General features: G+C 42.4%; 15 protein-coding genes and 1 pseudogene. 5 read left to right on the top strand and 11 right to left on the bottom strand.

The annotated features are described in order from the left end of the window. The 4 genes from B7698_RS03525 to recJ form a co-directional block, all read right to left on the bottom strand. Nucleotides 1-1,221: a peptidoglycan bridge formation alanyltransferase MurM gene (locus B7698_RS03525; RefSeq protein WP_049546974.1), complete on the bottom strand. Its 1,221-nt coding sequence runs from the start codon at nt 1,219-1,221 to the stop codon at nt 1-3. 133 nt (nt 1,222-1,354) lie between these two features. Continuing rightward, the gene (locus B7698_RS03520) at nt 1,355-2,134 is read right to left on the bottom strand and encodes an alpha/beta hydrolase (protein ID WP_084864654.1); all 780 of its coding nucleotides are present in this window, start codon (nt 2,132-2,134) and stop codon (nt 1,355-1,357) included. A gap of 66 nt (nt 2,135-2,200) precedes the next feature. Continuing rightward, entirely contained in the window at nt 2,201-3,862 is a 1,662-nt protein-coding gene (locus tag B7698_RS03515) for a ribonuclease J (protein ID WP_000065614.1), read from the bottom strand. A 170-nt stretch (nt 3,863-4,032) separates the two neighbouring features. Then, nucleotides 4,033-6,255 carry a single-stranded-DNA-specific exonuclease RecJ gene (gene recJ, locus B7698_RS03510; protein ID WP_192855099.1) on the bottom strand — a complete coding sequence of 741 codons (2,223 nt, stop codon included), beginning with the start codon at nt 6,253-6,255 and terminating at the stop codon, nt 4,033-4,035. A gap of 176 nt (nt 6,256-6,431) precedes the next feature. On the opposite strand from recJ, the gene B7698_RS03505 reads away from it, so the two are divergent. The 5 genes and pseudogenes from B7698_RS03505 to B7698_RS03485 all read left to right on the top strand — a co-directional run bounded on the left by B7698_RS03505 (nt 6,432) and on the right by B7698_RS03485 (nt 10,688). Next, nucleotides 6,432-7,190: an amino acid ABC transporter ATP-binding protein gene (locus B7698_RS03505; protein WP_084864653.1), complete on the top strand. Its 759-nt coding sequence runs from the start codon at nt 6,432-6,434 to the stop codon at nt 7,188-7,190. 10 nt (nt 7,191-7,200) lie between these two features. Beyond that, nucleotides 7,201-7,995, top strand: a complete 795-nt coding sequence (locus tag B7698_RS03500; RefSeq protein ID WP_084864652.1) for a transporter substrate-binding domain-containing protein — start codon at nt 7,201-7,203, stop codon at nt 7,993-7,995. Between the two features lie 12 nt (nt 7,996-8,007). Next, complete coding sequence (locus tag B7698_RS03495) at nt 8,008-8,685, top strand: amino acid ABC transporter permease (protein WP_084864651.1); 678 nt, start codon at nt 8,008-8,010, stop codon at nt 8,683-8,685. 9 nt (nt 8,686-8,694) lie between these two features. After that, nucleotides 8,695-9,354: an amino acid ABC transporter permease gene (locus B7698_RS03490; RefSeq protein ID WP_084864650.1), complete on the top strand. Its 660-nt coding sequence runs from the start codon at nt 8,695-8,697 to the stop codon at nt 9,352-9,354. A 143-nt stretch (nt 9,355-9,497) separates the two neighbouring features. After that, nucleotides 9,498-10,688 (top strand): annotated as a pseudogene (locus tag B7698_RS03485) (ferredoxin reductase family protein). A 97-nt stretch (nt 10,689-10,785) separates the two neighbouring features. Here B7698_RS03485 and B7698_RS03480 read toward each other — a convergent pair. From B7698_RS03480 to pnp, 7 genes are all read right to left on the bottom strand, one after another. Then, on the bottom strand, nt 10,786-11,916 hold the full coding sequence (locus B7698_RS03480; RefSeq protein ID WP_084864649.1) for an ABC transporter ATP-binding protein: 1,131 nt from the start codon (nt 11,914-11,916) through the stop codon (nt 10,786-10,788). A 112-nt stretch (nt 11,917-12,028) separates the two neighbouring features. Then, nucleotides 12,029-12,898 carry a helix-turn-helix domain-containing protein gene (locus B7698_RS03475; RefSeq protein WP_084864648.1) on the bottom strand — a complete coding sequence of 290 codons (870 nt, stop codon included), beginning with the start codon at nt 12,896-12,898 and terminating at the stop codon, nt 12,029-12,031. Between the two features lie 3 nt (nt 12,899-12,901). Next, nucleotides 12,902-13,288 (bottom strand): Mini-ribonuclease 3, encoded by a 387-nt coding sequence (locus B7698_RS03470; protein WP_000567927.1) that lies wholly within the window; start codon nt 13,286-13,288, stop codon nt 12,902-12,904. Beyond that, on the bottom strand, nt 13,281-14,624 hold the full coding sequence (cysS, locus tag B7698_RS03465) for a cysteine--tRNA ligase (protein WP_084864647.1): 1,344 nt from the start codon (nt 14,622-14,624) through the stop codon (nt 13,281-13,283). Before cysS ends, B7698_RS03470 begins: the two co-directional genes overlap by 8 nt. A gap of 81 nt (nt 14,625-14,705) precedes the next feature. Continuing rightward, on the bottom strand, nt 14,706-15,590 hold the full coding sequence (locus tag B7698_RS03455; RefSeq protein ID WP_084864646.1) for a GNAT family N-acetyltransferase: 885 nt from the start codon (nt 15,588-15,590) through the stop codon (nt 14,706-14,708). A gap of 11 nt (nt 15,591-15,601) precedes the next feature. Beyond that, entirely contained in the window at nt 15,602-16,219 is a 618-nt protein-coding gene (cysE, locus tag B7698_RS03450; protein ID WP_000539979.1) for a serine O-acetyltransferase, read from the bottom strand. A gap of 15 nt (nt 16,220-16,234) precedes the next feature. Further along, nucleotides 16,235-18,448, bottom strand: coding sequence for a polyribonucleotide nucleotidyltransferase (gene pnp, locus B7698_RS03445; RefSeq protein ID WP_084864645.1), 2,214 nt, complete (start codon nt 18,446-18,448; stop codon nt 16,235-16,237). Between the last annotated feature and the right edge of the window lie 28 nt (nt 18,449-18,476).

Genomic DNA, 18,476 nt, shown 5'->3' with positions numbered 1-18,476 from the left:
TTACTTTCTATGTTTTTTTCTTAATGTTTTACGGAAATCAAGAGCAAGTCTTAACAGAGGATAGAGAGGATGGGTGGGCATTGTAAACTCACCCAAGTATTCTTCAATCGTTGGATTAAATTTTTCCTTAAAATGGTAAAGTCCACCATTGAGAGAGTTTTCAACACCACCTAAATTTTGCCACACCATACCTCGCTCAAAAGCATAACGAGCTGTTTCATACCAAGTTAAAATTGGTGCATTATAACGTTTAAAAGCATCATCCATACCAGCATATAGATTAACAGAGGTATTACCAAATTCCAAACTCAAAGTAGCTGCTAAAGGAATGTTTGCTTTTTCTTCATTCAAATATCTCTGCAAGAAAGCTCTTTCTTCCACCAAACGCTCTTTTTTCCTTCTCTGGGCTTCTACTTTTGAAGTTCGAGTCGACTCAGTAAACGACTCTTCCAACGCTAAGTTTTTCGCTAACTGTTCTTCTAATTCTCGCAAACGCTTAGCGATATCTAGAGTAGCCAGCGTTATGTAGGCCTTATCCTTAAAATTATCTAACAATTTTTTATAATAAGCTTCATTCCTCAAATGGATATCTTTTCGCTTCTCAGTTTTTTTCATCAAAAACGAGAAAGATTCCAACAATTCATAACCACCAATCTGAATCTCTACACCCTTATTTCTAGATGATCGAATGGCTTGTTTTGTTGACTTGCAAAGTTTATCTTCTGCAAAGTTTTCCTTGTATATTTTTGCCTGAATACGAGGCTGAATAGTATCCCCCATTCCATCGGTCTTTCCTGACCACCTTACTCCCATTCTTTGCAAATTTTCAATAATAGCCATATTTTCAGGATATTCTGTTTTTTCATGCTTGATTGAACTTTGTGATAAGCAAATACTTGGGTCAAAAATCACAAAAATCGCTCTCTTGCTTCGAGCATAGGACTTAATGGATTGAAGAACAAAGTTCAGGAGTTTAGCATCCTTATAATCTAAAACAGGACCTCTTGGGATATAAAACATTCTATAGCCTAGAGGAAGAGTTTTAATCAAAATACTAGCTGTAGCCAGTAATTTATCTCCTCGGTAGACGCCAAACTTTTCATGTTGCCAATCAGACTTAACCTCTTCCCAAGCACTACTTTGTAATACATTGACTAATTCATGTTCTTTAACAAACTGATCATATTCTAATGTGGGAATGCCAATTTGATAACGATACATCTCTTACTCTCTTTCCAACAATAATAGAATTTAACTACTATTCTACTATTTTTGTTTAGAAAGTCTAGTAAAAACATATTTTAGTTTCTATTCCATAGAAGACATGGTTATTGAAAGAGTAATACAAACTAAACTAGCTTAATCTCTCTTCTAATTTGAAATCGATTGGTAGGGTTGCTAAGAACCGTTCCAATTGTTTTTCCCAGTAGTACCATTCGTGAGTTCCAGCACTATGGCTATAGGTCACATCAAATCCCAGTTTATTGAGATTTTTCACTGCGAGATTATTGGCTTCGTACAAGAAATCCTGCTCGCCACACCAAGCCCAAAATTTGGTCTTTTTATCCGATTTTTTAGCCAGACTTTCTAGAGAATAAGGACTAGTTGTCCAATCTTTAATCTCCCCAAAAACACCTCTCCAGTAAGCTGGTGTTCCCAAATCTTGGCTTTCAGGAGAAAAATCTTGAAAACTAAGCGCACCTGAAAAGCTAGCTGCATGAGAAAAACGATTTGTAGCAAGAGCCAGTTTAAAGCAGCCGTAACCTCCCATAGAGAGACCAGCGATAAAGGTCTTTTCACGCTTGCTGGTCATATTAGGGAAGAAGCGTTTCAGAACCTGTGGCAATTCCTCTGCCAGAGCTGTGTAATAATCAAAACCATACTGGGTATCGGTGTACCAACCGTTGCTGGTATTGGGCATGACAACGATAAGATTAGTGCCTCGAAGCAAGCGTTCTACATTGGTCCGCTTGAGCCAACTATTATGATTGCCAGACATCCCGTGCAAGAGGTACAAGACGGGAATATCTTGACACTCTGGTTCTTCCACTCGATTGGCATCAGGATAGAGGACATTCACTCCCCACTCCATATCCAAAACTTGTGAGTAATACTCGATTTTCATTACTGCCATAATTTTTCCTCTATTTTTCTATAAGAAAAAGCCGAAATTCGACTTTCTCTCCGTTTATTTCAACAATTATTTCGCTTCCATGACCACTGGTAAAATAGCTGGACGACGCTTAGTTTGATCAAAGAGATACTTGGTCAGATTATCGCGAACCTTCCCTTTAAGGTCTGCCCAGTCAAAGTCATCTCCTTGAAGATAATCTTCTACCGTTTGGTTAATCAATTCTGAACTTTCACGAAGAATATCACGGCTCTTCTTGAGATAAACAAAACCGCGTGTATGAACACGAGCCTTGGCCACAATTTTCTTCTCACGACGATTAACGGTAATTGCTACGATGAAAATACCATCCTCTGACAAGACCTTACGGTCACGAAGAACCACATTTCCAACATCACCAATGGCATTCCCGTCAATCAAGACATCCCCTGCTGAAACCGCGCCAGCTGGGACAAAGTCCCCATTCTCATAAGCCATGCTAGTTCCCTTTTTAGGGATGAAAATGCGTTCTGGCAACATCCCAACTGCCATAGCAGCCTTAGCATGAGCATCTAACTCACGGTATTCCCCTTGAATCGGGAAGAGATACTTGGGTTGCAAGAGATTAATCATCAACTGCAAATCACGCGCATTTCCGTGCCCTGACACACGCAAGCTTTGAGTGATCAGTTTGACAACCCCTCCAGCTTGATAAATCATGTTTTCCACACGTGCCATAACTGCTTCTTTGGCGATAGACGGAGTGGTTACGATATAGACCAAATCACCGTCCTTGATTTCCACATAACGGTGGCGACCAATCGACATCTTGCGAAGACCGTTGATAGGCTCACCCATACGACCTGTCTCAAGGATAATCAACTCATGGTCTTCAAAACGAGACATATCTTTTGGTTTAATCAAAAGACTCTCGTTAGCTAGAGACAATTTCTTAAGACGAATAGCAGTGCGGACGATATTTTCAATATCAAATCCTGTCAAGACCACACGACGACCTGTTGCATCCGCAGCGTCAAACACCTGCTGGATACGAGAGAGGTTGCTGGCTACTGCTGCAACAATGATACGACCATCCCAGTCCGAAATGGTTTGAGTGATCTCGTCCCCAACTTCACTTTCGCTAGCCACTTGGATATTGCTATCTGCATTGGCTGAATCGCTAAGAAGAGCTAGAACTCCGTCACGACCGATTTCTGCCAAACGAGCAAAGTCTGTCGCATAGGATTCACTAGCTGTCTGGTCAAATTTGAAATCACCTGTATAAACGATACTACCTTCAGCTGTCTTCAAGACAACACCCAGACTTTCTGGGATAGAGTGGGTCGTACGGAAGAAGGACACTACAGTCCCTCCAAAATCTATCTCCGTATCCTCATCAATGACATGGAAATCATTGAATTTCTTAACTGTGTCATTTCCTTTGACAAAGAGTTTGGCCAACTCAATGGTCAACTCAGAGCCAAATACAGGTACCTTGGCTTCAGCCAAGAGATAAGGCAGAGCACCAATGGCATCCGCATGGCCGTGGGTCAAGAAGACCCCAGCGATACGATCGCTATTTTCAAAAAGGTAGTCCATATTGGGAATGACCACATCCACCCCTAGTTGTTCATTTTCAGGGTATTTTAGACCTGCATCCAAAACGAAAATAGACCCATCGATTTCAGCGATATACATATTTTTCCCGTTTTCACGTACACCACCAAGTGTTGTTAAACTGATATTACTCATTTTTCCTCCGAAAGCTTAATTTATCTTGATTATAGGGTTGCTTGCCCTCTTATTCTAAAAGCACTACTTTTAGCCGAATCTTTTCCTACCATTATACCATTTTTTTAATGATTTTCAAAATGAAGATTTGTTTTCAAAAAAGAGCTGGTTGCCCAACTCTTTCCTATCTGCTATTCTTTTTCCATTAAAAAATCATAAATTGCTTGCACGGTACCCAGCGCCATCATTTCTTGGTCTTTGACGGTTTGTTTGAGATTTTGGTAAATCTGACTTTCTCCGATTTCCCGCTTTGGCGCTTCTTTATTGACTGTCATAACCCCATCTTTGATTACCACAAAACCTAATTCTTCAAATATTTGAATCATTTTGACCAGCAAGATTTGCTGAATATTAAGATAAGCTGCCAAATCTTTCAGCTTATAGCGAATATCAAACTCTGGAAACTGGTAGATGGTCTTATACAATTTGGCAAACTGCTCTCTAGTCCCATAGCCTGTCAGATAGTAGGCCTTGTCAATATCATTTTTGAAATAGACAGCAGAGAAATTCTGTTCCTGAAAAATGGTCTTCAACTGAGTAATGTCCTCAGGAACGTTTTTCACGACAATAGCTTCACTATTTACTAGATTCGGCAATTCTCCAGTAAAATCCAAGACTGGAACACCTTCTGGCAAGACTGCATTTTCCCCACGAATGTTAAAGAGTTGAACACCTTCCACACGCGCATCCACCATCATCAACTGGAGGGCAGTTTGGCCATTCCATTGGTTGACAGACAGGGTGACTGCCAATTCTAGATTCTTGGTTTGAGCAAATTCTGTTGCCCATCTACCTTGTCCAAATGCTACCACTTCAAAACTAGCTTCACCCTTGGAAATTTTCAGCTTGAGATGGGCGTTGCCTGCTCCCATAGTACGGGCACTTTCAACCTGAAAATCCTTTATATAAAAAATAGGTTTCTGATTGTCCATGCCAAAAGGTGCCAAACGTTCAAAACTTTTGACCGTTTCCAAGCTAAGTGTCTCCAAATCCAGTTCTTCATCTAAATTTAACTTGTTCTTGCCAGCAGCATCTGCGCCTTTTTCACGGACATAATCTTCCAAAACCTGAGATAAATCTGAGAGTTTCTCAACTTCCAGCGTCATTCCTGCTGCGCCAGCATGGCCTCCAAAGGCGATGAAGAGGTTTCGATGAGGATCCAGAGCCTCAAAAATATCGACCGCTTCCACACTACGAGCACTACCCTTGGCACGACCTTCCTCTATATTGAGAACGATAACTGTCTGCCCTAGTTCTTCCAACAAACGACCAGCCACGATTCCTAGAACCCCAGGATTCCAGCCCTCCTTAGCCAAAACTTGGACCTTCTTCTCAGGGTCCACCATGGTCTTAGCTTCTTCATAGATAGACTGAACGATTTCCTTGCGCTCTTCGTTTTTCTGATGAATCATGAGAGCAATCTCGTGAGCTTCCTCATCATCAAACCCAGTCAGCAAATCAATGGCAGGATTGGGATCATCCAAGCGGCCCAAGGCATTCAAACGAGGGGCGATCTGAAATCCAACCGTTTCTTCTGTTACTTCGTTGGCAGCAATCCCAGACATATCCATCATTTCTTGTAGACCAATACGCTGAGTATGTCCCAACATTTCCAAACCATATTGCACCAAAATACGGTTCTCATCTGTCAAACTTACCATATCTGCAATGGTTCCGATAGTAACCAAATCAAGCAGTTCTACTTGTACTTCTTCTAAAAGGGCACAAGCCAACTTGAAGGCCACTCCACAACCAGCCAAATATTTGAAAGGATAGTCCGCATCAGGGTGTTCAGGATGGATAATGGCATAGGCATCTGGTAAGGTTTCAGGCATGGAATGGTGGTCAGTCACAATGACATCCACTCCCATAGACTGAGCCAGTTCAATGGCTTCGTGACCCGCAACTCCATTGTCCACCGTCACAATCAAGGAAATTCCTTCTTGCTCGATAAAGTATTTATAGACACTGGCATTAGGTCCATAGCCATCAGTAAAACGATTGGGTAGGTAAACACGGCACTCGGCACCAAGTTGTTCCAAACTTTCCTTCACAATCGAAGCCGAAGTCATGCCATCCGCATCGTAGTCTCCGTAAACAAGGATATTTTCCCCGTCTTCAATAGCCTGACGAATCCGTTCCACTGCCTTATCCATATCATGGAGCAAATAAGGATCATGCAAGTCCTCCAAGGAAGGTTCTAAAAATTTCTTCAGACTTTCTTGGTTCTGAATCCCTCTTTCAAATAATAGCCGAGCCACCTCAGGACCCAGCCCAGCCTTCTTGGCTATCTTTGTAAAATCCGCATTTTCAACCTGCGGGGCAAACTGCCATTCATAAGTAGGAGTTATCAAAAAGACATCCACTCTTTCTAAGAATTCTATCGTTTCATTATAACATGATTTAGGCATTTTCTCTATCCAGATTGCTTTTTTATAAAATTTTAGTGAATTTTTTCAGATATGATTTGACAAGAACATTCTTTTGTTGTAGAATCATGTTATAAAATCTAACACAAAGGAGGTTCCTTATGGCACTAGTCGAATTTAAACACGTCGAAAAATATTACGGAGATTACCACGCACTCCGCGACATCAATCTCCGTTTTGAAAAAGGGCAAGTTGTTGTCCTTCTCGGACCATCTGGTTCTGGAAAATCCACTCTTATCCGCACCATCAATGGTTTGGAGGCTATTGACAAGGGAAGTCTCCTAGTAAATGGTCACCAAGTTGCTGGTGCCAGCCAGAAAGATTTGGTACCTCTTCGCAAGGAAGTCGGCATGGTTTTCCAACATTTTAACCTCTATCCGCACAAAGCAGTGTTAGAAAACGTAACACTAGCACCCATAAAAGTTCTAGGAATTGATAAAAAAGAAGCTGAAAAAACAGCCCAAAAATATCTGGAATTTGTAAATATGTGGGACAAGAAAGATTCTTATCCAGCCATGCTTTCTGGTGGACAAAAACAACGGATTGCCATCGCACGTGGACTCGCTATGCATCCTGAACTCCTCCTCTTTGATGAGCCAACATCTGCTCTTGACCCTGAAACCATCGGCGATGTTCTGGCGGTTATGCAAAAATTAGCCCACGATGGTATGAATATGATTATCGTGACTCATGAAATGGGCTTTGCCCGTGAAGTTGCTGACCGCATCATCTTTATGGCTGACGGAGAGGTTTTAGTAGATACGACAGATGTTGATGACTTTTTCGACAATCCAAGCGAACCTCGTGCCCAACAATTCCTCAGTAAAATCATCAACCACGAAAGTGACAAAGTCAAATAAGGAGGCGCCTATGAAAAAGAAATTCTTTTTATCCGCATTATTGATTAGCCTTTTCGGCCTTGCTGCTGCAAAAGCAGTTCAGGCTGATACCACTGTCGCAGACATTCAAAAGAGAGGCGAGCTGGTTGTCGGTGTCAAACAAGACGTTCCCAATTTCGGTTACAAGGATCCCAAGACAGGAACCTATTCTGGTATCGAAACTGACTTGGCCAAGATGGTAGCTGATGAGCTCAAGGTCAAGGTTCGTTATGTGCCGGTTACAGCACAAACTCGCGGACCCCTTCTAGACAATGAACAGGTCGATATGGATATCGCGACCTTTACCATCACAGACGAACGCAAAAAACTCTATAACTTCACCAGCCCTTACTACACGGACGCTTCTGGCTTTTTGGTCAATAAGTCTGCCAAAATCAAAAGCATTGAGGACTTAAACGGAAAAACCATCGGAGTTGCCCAAGGTTCCATTACCCAACGCCTGATTACCGAACTGGGTAAAAAGAAAGGCCTGACCTTTAAATTCGTCGAACTTGGTTCCTACCCAGAATTGATTACTTCCCTACACGCTCACCGTATTGATGCCTTTTCTGTAGACCGTTCTATCCTGTCTGGCTACATTAGTAAACGGACCGAACTATTAGATGATAGTTTTAAACCATCTGACTACGGTATTGTTACCAAGAAATCAAACACTGAGCTCAACGATTATCTTGATAGCTTGGTCACTAAATGGAGCAAGGATGGTAGTTTGCAGAAGCTTTATGACCGTTACAAGCTCAAACCATCTAGCCATACTGCAGATTAAGGAGGACACCCCATGACAGATTTATCATCTTGGACAACCTATTTTCAGGATTTTGGACAATTTTTCAACGGTTTCCTCTTCACCCTTGCCCTAGCTATCGGATCCTTTGTCCTCGCCATGGTCTTAGGAATCGTCTTTGGAGTCCTATCAACTAGCAAACATCAAATTTTAAGAATTTTGGCTCGTATCTTTGTCGAATTTTACCAAAATACCCCCCTCTTGGTACAGTTTGTCATTGTTTTTTATGGCCTACCTCTTATCAGTGACCATATCATCATGATTCCGATTTATTTGACAGCTATTCTCTGCGTCGGACTTTATCACGGCGCCTATATTGCTGAGGTTATCCGTTCAGGGATTCAGTCTATTCCTAGTGGTCAGATGGAGGCCGCCTTGTCGCAAGGTTTCACCTATATCAGTGCTATGCGCTTGATTATCTTGCCTCAGGCCTTCCGTATCATTCTCCCTCCTTTGACCAACCAAATCGTTAACCTTATCAAGAATACTTCAACGGTTGCTATCATCTCTGGAGTGGACTTGATGTTTGTGACCAAGTCTTGGTCGGCTCTCAACGGAAACTATATCCCAGCCTTTTTAGGTGCTGCTCTTCTCTACTTTGCCCTATGCTTCCCTGTTGCCCAATTTGGTCGCAAGATGGAGCAAGCCAACAAAAAAGCCTATTCACTTTAGGAGGTTACTATGGAATCTATTTTAGAAGTTTTGACCCCAGATAACCTAGCCTTTATCTTTAAAGGATTTGGCTTGACCCTCTATATTTCTCTGATCGCCATTGTCCTCTCTACCCTTATCGGGACGGTACTTGCGGTTATGCGAAATGGGAAAAATCCTGTCTTGCGAATCATCTCCAGCATTTATATCGAATTTGTGCGTAACGTTCCCAACCTTCTCTGGATTTTCACCATCTTTTTGGTGTTTAAGATGAAGTCGACGCCAGCTGGCATTACCGCCTTTACCATTTTTACCTCAGCAGCCCTAGCTGAGATTATCCGAGGCGGTCTCAATGCTGTGGACAAAGGGCAGTGTGAAGCAGGAATGTCGCAAGGATTCACTTCAGCCCAAATCCTCTACTACATCATTCTCCCACAAGCAATCCGCAAAATGCTACCAGCTATCATTTCTCAGTTTGTAACCGTGATTAAGGATACCAGCCTTCTCTACTCTGTTATCGCTCTACAAGAACTCTTTGGCGCTAGCCAAATTCTCATGGGCCGTTATTTCGAACCAGAGCAAGTGTTTAGTCTTTATATCCTGATTGCCCTCATCTACTTCAGCTTTAACCTAGCCATTTCTAGCCTGTCTCATATGCTAGCAAAACGCTGGCAACAAGCCGCAGAATAAACAACCACTCTCCAGTTCAATTGGAGAGTTTTTTGATGATAGTAGATATTTATAGACCTCAATTTGACACCATACATTATCTATGATAAAATGTAACAAATTTATTTACAACAAATCAAAATCTAAAAGAAATGGAATTTTCTATGAAATCACTCAAAGGACTACTCTTTATCATAGCTAGTTTTATCTTGACTATTTTGACTTGGATGAACACTTCTCCCCAATTCATGATTCCAGGACTAGCTTTAACAAGCCTATCTCTGACTTTTATCCTAGCCACTCGTCTCCCACTACTAGAAAACTGGTTTCACGGTTTGGAGAAGGTCTATACTGTCCACAAATTCACAGCCCTTCTCTCCATCATCCTACTCATCTTTCATAACTTTAGTATGGGCGGTTTGTGGGGCTCTCGTTTAGCTGCTCAGTTTGGCAACCTTGCCATCTATATCTTTGCCAGTATCATCCTTGTCACCTATTTAGGCAAATACATCCAATACGAAGCTTGGCGATGGATTCACCGCCTGGTTTACCTAGCTTATATTTTCGGACTCTTTCATGTCTACATGATGATGGGCAATCGTCTCCTTACATTTAATCTACTAAGTTTTCTTGTTGGTAGCTATGCCCTTTTAGGCTTGCTAGCTGGTTTTTATATCATTTTTCTATATCAAAAGATTGGCTTCCCCTATCTAGGGAAAATTACCAACCTCAAACGCTTGAATCACGATACTAAAGAAATTCAAATCCATCTTAGCAGACCTTTCAACTATCAATCAGGACAATTTGCCTTCCTAAAGATTTTCCAAGAAGGCTTTGAAAGTGCTCCGCATCCCTTTTCTATCTCAGGAGGTCATGGTCAAACTCTTTACTTTACTGTTAAAAATTCAGGTGACCATACCAAGAATATCTATGATAATCTTCAAGTCGGCAGCAAAGTAAGTGTAGACAGAGCTTACGGACACATGATTATAGAAGAAGGACGATAAAATCAGGTTTGGATTGCTGGAGGCATTGGAATCACCCCCTTCATCTCTTACATCCGTGAACATCCTATCTTAGATAAACAGGTTCACTTCCACTATAGCTTCCGTGGAGAGGAAAATGCAGTTTATCTAGATTTGCTTCGTGACTATGCTCAGAAAAATCCTAATTTTGAACTCCATCTAGTAGACAGTACGAAAGACGGCTATCTTAATTTTGAGCAAGAAGAAGTACCCGAACATGTAAGCGTCTATATGTGTGGTCCTCTTTCTATGACGAAGTCACTTGCCAAACAGATTAAGAAACAAAATCCAAAAGCAGAGCTTATTTACGAAGGATTCAAGTTTAAATAACCACTCATACTCTCCTGGAATTTCCCAGGAGTTTTTTCTACGCAATCTCAAAAAACACTGCCAGATTTCTCTAGCAGTGTTTTGAGTTTTATTTATCTTAGTAGACTGTTTTTTCAGTTTCTACATCAAAGAAGTGTGCTTTGTTCAAGTCAAATCCAAGTTCAACTGTTGCACCAGCTTGCAAGTAGTCACGTGCGTCAACCTTAGCAACGAATTCATCTTTACCAACTTGGCAGTATAGGTGAGATTCTGAACCAAGCAATTCTGATACAGAGATAGTTGCTTTCACAACTGATTCTGGGAATGTTTCAAGGAAAGCAGGTTCTGCATTCACGTCTTCTGGACGGATACCGAAGATCAATTCTTTACCTTCGTAACCTTTATCGCGAAGAACTTTCAAAGCACCTTCTGGAACTTTCAAATTAAAGGCGTCACCAACGATGTGGTCACCGATCAATTTTACGTTGATGAAGTTCATAGCTGGGCTTCCGATGAATCCTGCTACGAATTTGTTAACTGGGTTTTTGTAAACTTCTTGAGGAGTACCGATTTGTTCAACACGTCCGATAGTACCAGTGCCAGCAGGGTTTTTAGTAGCTGACATGATAACGATACGGTCTGCAAGTGTCATCGCTTCTGTTTGGTCGTGAGTTACGTAGATAGTTGTAGCTCCGATACGACGGTGGATTTTCGCAATTTCAGCACGCATAGATACACGAAGTTTTGCATCCAAGTTTGACAAAGGTTCGTCCATCAAGAACACTTTTGCATCACGGACGATGGCACGACCCATGGCAACACGTTGACGTTGACCACCTGAAAGGTCAGCTGGTTTACGATCCAAGAATTCTTTCAAACCAAGGATTGCTGCTGCTTCTTGCACACGTTTCTCGATGTCTTCCTTGCTGTATTTACGCAATTTCAAACCGAAAGCCATGTTATCATAAACAGTCATGTGTGGGTAAAGAGCGTAGTTTTGGAATACCATGGCGATGTCACGGTCTTTTGGAGCTACGTCGTTGACAACCACGCCATCGATAGATGCAGTACCTTCTGTGATGTCTTCAAGACCAGCAATCATACGAAGAGTTGTTGATTTACCACATCCTGAAGGACCTACGAAAACGATAAATTCTTTGTCTTTGATGTCCAAGTTGAAGTCTTCAACTGAGTAGTGTTCGCTGTTTGGATATTTTTTGTAAATGTTTTTAAGATTCAATTCTACCATGAGGTGAACTCCTTTTGTCTTTTGATAGTTTTATTATAGATGAAAACGCTTTACATTTCTATGGCAAGGTGACCAAAAAAATAAAAAAGTTCTGTGCAACTTGCACAAAACTTTAGAGAATATCTGGTAAAATCAACTGATAACACAAGGTGAGGTCCGTCAACTCCTTCAACTGAAACCCTGTCAACTCTTCCCATTTATCAATCTTGTATTGGAGAGAATTGCGGTGCAGATAGAGTTGCTGGGCTGTTTTAGTGAGAACAGCACTATTTTCCCAAAGAGAGAGAATGATTTCCTGAATCTGATCTTGATCTAAAATCATCTGGTGTAGACATTCCTTGATTGCCTTCAAGTCCACGAGTCTTTCTCCCATACTCCAAAGATAGAGCTGAGAAAAAGTATGAACACCTTGATGACCCTGACGCCACCAAGTCTTGAACAAATCGCGCTCAGCATTGATTAAGTCTGATAGGGCTTGATGGCCTGTCTGAGACCAAACCTGGCCCAACATGATTGACAGACGAAGGCCAAAGTCATACTCAACCGCTTCAATCGTATCACTTAAAATAGCTCGTACAGAGGTGTATTTATCTTGTTGAAGTATGAAAACATAATCCTGAGCTCCGACCTGTAACACTGTCTGACAGTTAGGAAAAAGAGTCCGCATCATATCCAGCCAAGAAGCTAGATTTTCCTGCTGAAAATAGGAAAGATGGCAATAAACCAACTGAATCTTTTTAAAAGCTTGTGGTGTCTGTCCCTTGCCCTCAATCAGAAAAGAATACCAAGGATTGAGCGAACGAGCCTGCTCCTGCTGGGTCAAAAGAGAAATCAACTGCTTCTCACGCTCGCTGAGTCCAGCTTCCTCCAGCAAAATCCACTGCTGAGAAGCTAAAGGGAGAGTGAGATAGCCCTCTTTCTCTACTGGTTGGTCCGAAATCTGAGCTTCAGGAAACCAGTCTTGTAGTTCTTTTGCCATCATGTCCTAGCCCTCCACTTTTTGGATGCACCACGAAATCAAGCTCTCAAGACGTTCCAGATTTTCAGTCATATGGAGATAACCCATGACTGCTTCAAAACCTGTGGACATACGGTAGGTCACCACATCGGCATTTTTAGCCTTTGTGTGACTATTGGTATTGCGACCACGTTTGTAGATTTCTTCTTCTTTTTCCGTCAGGACTTGCTCCTCTAACATAAGGGAAATCAGGCGAGCCTGAGCTTTGGCTGAGACATACTTGGTCGCTTCTTGATGGAGTTTATTGGGTTTGGTCATACCTTTTAGAATGAGGTGACGACGAATATACATAGAATACACCGCGTCCCCCTCAAAAGCTAACGCAATCCCGTTAATGAGATTGACATCAATCACGTGTCCACCTCACTCCATCTTTGGTGTCAAGGAGCTTAATCCCTTGAGCAGCCAATTGGTCACGGATCTGGTCCGCTGTCGCAAAGTCACGATTGGCACGCGCTTCTTGGCGTTTTTGAATCAAGGATTCGATCTCAGCGTCCAAAACTTCCTCAACAAAGACAATTCCAAAGACTTCCAACATATCCGCAAGAGCTTGCTTGACACTTTCGTCATAGTTGCCGGAATTGATCCATTTGGCCATTTCAAAAACAACTGTGATACCGTTGGCAGCGTTAAAATCTTCATCCATAGCCGCCACAAACTTATCTTTAAAGGCTTGTAACTCTTTGACATCCACTTTTCCTGTAAATGGTTGCTCATAAGTGTTCTTCAAATACTTGAGATTGGTCTCAGCGTCTCGCACTGCCTTTTCCGTAAAGTTGATAGGCTTACGGTAGTGCTGAGTCGCAAAGAAGAATCGAAGGACTTGGCCATCAAGGTTTTTGAGGGCATCGTGCACTGTGATAAAGTTGCCCAAGGATTTGGACATCTTGACATTGTCGATATTGACAAAGCCATTGTGCATCCAGTAGTTGGCAAATGTCTTACCTGTTTTGGCTTCTGACTGGGCAATTTCATTGGTATGGTGAGGAAACTCTAGGTCAGCTCCACCACCGTGAATATCAATGGTGTCGCCCAAAATCTCTGTCGACATGACTGAACACTCGATGTGCCAGCCCGGACGACCAGGTCCCCAAGGACTGTCCCAAGAAATCTCGCCTGATTTGGCAGATTTCCAGAGGGCAAAGTCTACAGGATTTTCCTTACGAGCTGTTTCTTCATCGGTACGACCTGAAGCACCCAGCTCCAAATCTTCCAAGGTTTTATTAGCCAATTTGGCATAGTTGTGAGATTTTTCCACACGGAAATAGACATCTCCTTGACTCTCGTAGGCAAAGCCTTTTTCAATCAGGTCAGAGACAAAGCGGATGATGTCAGCCATAAACTCCACCACACGCGGATTGCGGGTCGCAGGTTTGACGCCCAAGGCTGTCACATCCTCACGAAAGGCAGCGATGTACTTGTCCGCAACCTCCTGAGGCGTAATGCCTTCTTCCTTGGCACGGTTGATAATCTTATCATCCACATCTGTAAAATTGGAAATATAAGCAACCTCATAGCCACGGTACTCAAAATAGCGACGAATGGTATCAAAAGCTACCGTCGAACGAGCATTTCCCACGTGGATATAGTTGTACACGGTTGGCCCACAAACATACATCTTGACCTTGCCGTCCTCGATTGGGACAAATTCTCGCAAATCACGAGACATAGTGTCATAGATTTTAATCATAAATCATAGTCAGGAAAACTAAAATTCGAGAACAGTTAGTTTCATCACTAAGAGTTCAATTGAATTTCAGTCCGAATGTCTCTACACTTCGGAATCCCTTGCTCCTTTCTCATTCAGATAAACCACTTGAGTCTGTTTGACAAAGCCAATTTTTTCATACAAACGTTTGGCACCTACATTGCTATCTTCCACGGCAATCTGAAATTCCTTGTCATTTTGCTCAATTAGTTGGTTGATAAGGGATTTTGCTAAGTAGCTTCCATAGCCTTTTCCACGTTCAGGTTCAGATATTGCTAAACCGTAGAAGTAATTCGTATTAGTCGATAAATCTACCGTGCAAGTTCCAATAACCTGACCGTCTTTTAACAAAATATATAAGCAACTTTCTGGATCCTTCAGAGCTTCAGCGACATATCTATCCACAATCTCTCTAGACTCATGTTCCTCTGAGAAAGCCTGAAATTTTAACTGACTAATTTGATCCTGATAGGAACGTTCTGCTAACAAAACTTCAAGATTAGAAACATTTGCTAACGGATAAGGTCTTCTATCCTTACCTAACCAAGTTTCTGTCTCTTCATCCTCGACCAATCCCCAGTTGCTAACAAAATCAGGATAACGGTCTAGAAAAATACGTTCTGTCTGAAAAGTAACTGAACGAATCGGAAAAGAAGCTGTTTCTCTCTCAAAACTAGTAAACAAAGCACGCGCAATCCCCTGACGTCGATAACCTGGATGAACCAGTATCGTCACTTCAACATCTTGGTCATCTGCATAGACAGTTAATAAACCAACAAGTTCGCCTTTTTCATAATAAAGGAAAAAGGCGGGCATGTTTGAATCAAAATTAAGCATGTTAGAGAGATAGGGGTCACGATAGGTACCGTCATAGTTTTGGCAACAGTTAATTAGTTTTTTCGCCTCAGATTGCTCCTCTTGGCTTAACTTGTTTCTTGTTTGAATCATATAGGTATCCTCTACAACCCAGACGATCTGTGACTGGCTTCTTTAGCCTGCTCGAGTTTATTGACGTAGTACTCTCGTTTTTCTTCGACTTCGTGAATGACCGGCTCATCCTTTTTACCATGTACACGGACAATCTTAGCAGGAATACCGACAACCGTCACATCACTAGGTACGTCTGCTACAACAACTGCTGCAGCACCGACCTTGGCATTTTCACCGATTTCTACTGGTCCGATAACTTGGGCATGGGCTGATATGAGTGCTCCCTTTCGAACGGTCGGATGGCGTTTGCCAACATCCTTACCAGTCCCACCAAGAGTCACTCCGTGATAAAGGAGAACACCTTTTTCAACGATCGCTGTTTCCCCAATCACCAGACCAGAACCGTGGTCGATAAAGACACCTGAATCAATCTGGGCACCTGGATGAATCTCAATCTGAGTCCAAAAGCGCCAAAACTGACTGTGCATACGAGCCAGGAGTTTAAAGCCATGCTTCCAGAGAAAATGCGAGAGACGGTGGGCCGCCAAGGCCTTGACACCTGGATAAGTCAGCAAAACCTCCAAAGTGGTGCGGGCCGCTGGATCATTTTCTTTTACGATATCAATGGTTTCGCGCCACCATCCCATACATTTCTCCTTTTCTTATTCTGAATCTTTTGGTGTTTCTGTAAATTCTTTCTTAGGTTTGTGGTCCTTGTGATGACGTGGGCGGTGAGGTCTCTCAGACTTTTCGCCTTTTTCATCACGTTCAGGTTTTGGAGGACGAGGAAGAAGGGCTTTCATAGAAGCATCCACACGTCCTTTTTCATCAATCTTGATAATCTTAACATCAACTTCATCACCGATTGCTACTAAGTCTTCGACATTATTGGTACGCGTCCAAGCCATCTCCGAGATATGAACAAGGGCATCTGTCTTATCAAAGAGGTTAACAAAGGCACCAAATTTCTCGATACGCACCACTTTGGCATGGTAGACTTCGTCCACTTTCGCTTCACGAACCAAACCAGCAATGATTTCTTTAGCACGGTTGATGGCATCTTGGTCGCTAGAGTAGATAGACACGTTACCTTCTTCGTCGATATCAATCTTAACGCCTGTTTCAGCGATGATCTTATCGATTGTTTCTCCACCCTTACCGATGACAATCTTGATCTTGTCCACATCAATCTTGATAGTATCAATTTTCGGTGCAGTTGGAGCCAATTCTGGACGAACTTCTGGAATGGTTGCTTCAATCACGTCAAGGATTTCAAAACGAGCTTTCTTGGCTTGGGCAAGAGCTTCCGTCAAGATTTCTGCAGTGATCCCTTGGATCTTGATATCCATTTGAAGGGCTGTAATCCCGTCACGAGTACCTGCAACCTTAAAGTCCATGTCTCCAAAGTGGTCTTCCAAACCTTGGATATCTGTCAATACTGTGTAGTTGTTTCCATCTGAGATGAGACCCATAGCAATACCAGCTACTGGTGCCTTGATTGGCACACCACCAGCCATAAGGGCAAGTGTTCCCGCACAGATGGATGCTTGAGATGAAGAACCGTTTGATTCCAAGACTTCTGCTACCAAACGGATCGCATATGGGAATTCTTCTAAGCTTGGCAATACTTGAGCAAGAGCACGCTCCCCAAGAGCACCGTGACCAATTTCACGACGGCCAGGTGCACCGTAACGTCCAGTTTCCCCTACAGAGTATTGAGGGAAGTTATAGTGGTGCATAAAGCGTTTCTTGTACTCTGGATCCAAACCATCGATGATTTGTGTTTCACCCATTGGCGCCAAAGTCAAGATAGAAAGAGCCTGAGTTTGTCCACGAGTAAAGAGACCTGAACCGTGAACGCGAGGAAGGAAGTCAACAACCGCATCCAAAGGACGGATTTCATCGACCTTACGACCATCAGGACGAACCTTGTCTTCTGTGATCAAACGGCGCACTTCTGCGTGTTCCATTTGTTCCAAGATTTCAGCTACATCACGCATAATACGGTCAAATTCTTCGTGTTCTGCATATTTTTCTTCGTAAACTGCTGTAACTTGATCTTTCACTGCTTGAGTTGCGGCTTCACGCGCCAATTTTTCTTCAACTTGGACCGCTTTTTGAAGGTCGCTGTTGTAGGCTGCGATGATTTCAGCTTGCAAGTCAGCATCTACATGAAGCAATTCTACTTCTGCTTTTTCTTTACCGACTGCCGCAACGATTTCTTCTTGGAAGGCAATCAATTCTTTAACAGCTTCATGTCCTTTAAGAAGAGCTTCCAACATGATTTCTTCTGACAATTCTTTGGCACCAGACTCTACCATGTTGATAGCGTGCTTAGTACCAGCTACTGTCAATTCAAGAAGCGATTGCTCTGCTTGTTCTTGAGTTGGGTTGATGACGATTTCTCCATCAACATAGCCCACTTGTACCCCAGCGATTGGTCCGTCAAATGGAATATCTGAGATAGAAAGTGCCAATGATGAACCAAACATGGCAGCCATTGGTGCAGATGCATTTTCATCGTAAGAAAGAACTGTGTTGATGACTTGCACTTCGTTACGGAAACCTTCCGCAAACATTGGACGGATTGGACGGTCAATCAAACGCGCTGTCAAAGTCGCATCTGTTGAAGGACGTCCTTCACGTTTCATAAAGCCACCAGGAAACTTCCCAGCCGCATACATTTTTTCTTCGTAGTTGACTTGAAGTGGGAAGAAATCTCCAGTTGCCATTTTCTTAGACATGACGGCAGCAGTCAAGACAGTTGACTCACCGTAACGTACCACAACAGAGCCATTTGCTTGCTTAGCAACCTGACCAGTCTCTACGATTAATTCACGACCCGCAAAAGTCGTTTGAAACACTTGTTTTGTCATTTTAATCCCCTTTGGATTGATAATATTA

The organism is Streptococcus mitis (assembly GCF_002096855.1).
In the GTDB taxonomy this organism is placed as follows: domain Bacteria; phylum Bacillota; class Bacilli; order Lactobacillales; family Streptococcaceae; genus Streptococcus; species Streptococcus mitis_Y.
The sequence above is the reverse complement of the archived record's forward strand: the minus strand, read 5'-3'. Positions and strand labels throughout refer to the sequence as shown.